This window comes from Tenacibaculum finnmarkense genomovar ulcerans (genome assembly GCF_900239495.1).
In the GTDB taxonomy this organism is placed as follows: Bacteria; Bacteroidota; Bacteroidia; order Flavobacteriales; family Flavobacteriaceae; genus Polaribacter; species Polaribacter ulcerans.
Genome location: NZ_OENE01000028.1, coordinates 1 through 1,246, shown reverse-complemented (window position 1 = coordinate 1,246; position 1,246 = coordinate 1). Strand labels below are relative to the sequence as shown.

1 protein-coding gene is annotated in these 1,246 nt (G+C 26.7%); it reads left to right on the top strand.

What is annotated here, in order from left to right; genetic code table 11:
• Window positions 1–113: 113 nt before the first annotated feature.
• Window positions 114–872: an abortive infection system antitoxin AbiGi family protein gene (locus DPIF8902391_RS09230; RefSeq protein WP_172505633.1), complete on the top strand. Its 759-nt coding sequence runs from the start codon at window positions 114–116 to the stop codon at window positions 870–872.
• The last annotated feature ends 374 nt before the right edge of the window (window positions 873–1,246 follow it).

Genomic DNA, 1,246 nt, shown 5'->3' with positions numbered 1-1,246 from the left:
CCTACTTACGAAAATCCTTAGGGGATTTTCTATTCCGTTTTTATTTACTTAATTTAGTGCTTCAAAAATGCAACAAACCATATATAAATCGTTAACTACAATTACAAAAAAAAATGGCATTAAGCACAAATTCGGTAATACATTATACTAAAAAAATTGAAAATTTGAGCAGTATCATTTCTGATAAAAGTTTTAAAATTAAATATTGTAATGAAAATTTAGATTGCATAACAAAGTCTAATAGTCATTTTGCAATTAATATGGTTTCGTTCTGTGACATACCTTTGTCTGATGTAAAAAATCATATAGATTCTTATGGTTCTTTTGGTATTGGATTAACTAAAAGCTGGGCAAAAAACAAAGGCTTAAATCCTGTTATGTATATTGAAGAAAATTCAAAATTGACAAAAAATTATCATAAACAATTTGACCGATTGCTCAATTCAAATGAAAAGGAAATGGATATACATCAAGATTTTATCGATGATTTTTTTGAGTTTTGCAAATATCTAAAATTATATGAAGGACCTTTAAAAACAGGAAAAGTTAATAGTGACAATTACCGATTTTATGATGAACGAGAATGGAGGTACTGTCTATCTGGCGAAGATTTAAAGGAAGAAGAATTTTCCGCTATTTTATTATCGAAAGAATATAATAAGAATAGAGATGAATATAATCAAAAACTGATTAAATTTCGTTTAGAGTTTGATTTTAATGATATTTCGTACTTAATTGTAGATGACGAATCTGAAATACCTGAACTCATAAAATGTATAGAAAATAGTTTTGAGGATGACTGTACTGCAAAACAATTAAAAATTCTATCTACTAAAATTTTGACTAAGAATCAAATTTGTAATGATTTTTAAATTATTCGAAATGAACGCTATCGAGAGGAATCAAATAACAAATGATTTTTTATTAAAATTTTAGTAATATGTCAAACTATAGAAAGAAATAAAAACTGTAGTTAACAACGTGTATAAAACATAGCTAATAATTGCTAATTCCAAAGGTCTTCTCCTATTTACTAAGTTCCGCCAAATTTTTAATTTGGCTTTTGAAATAAAAAAGATAAAAACAAAATAAAAAATTCGACTCTGTGTTTAACCCGAAATGTAGTAAATTAATACGCTACGTTCCATACACAAACCGTTACCCACAATTGAAGAAAAAAATTGATCAAAAAAGAGAAATTAAGAAGCGCTTTTTTTGTGGATAATTCAGAAGCGGAAACGGCTCG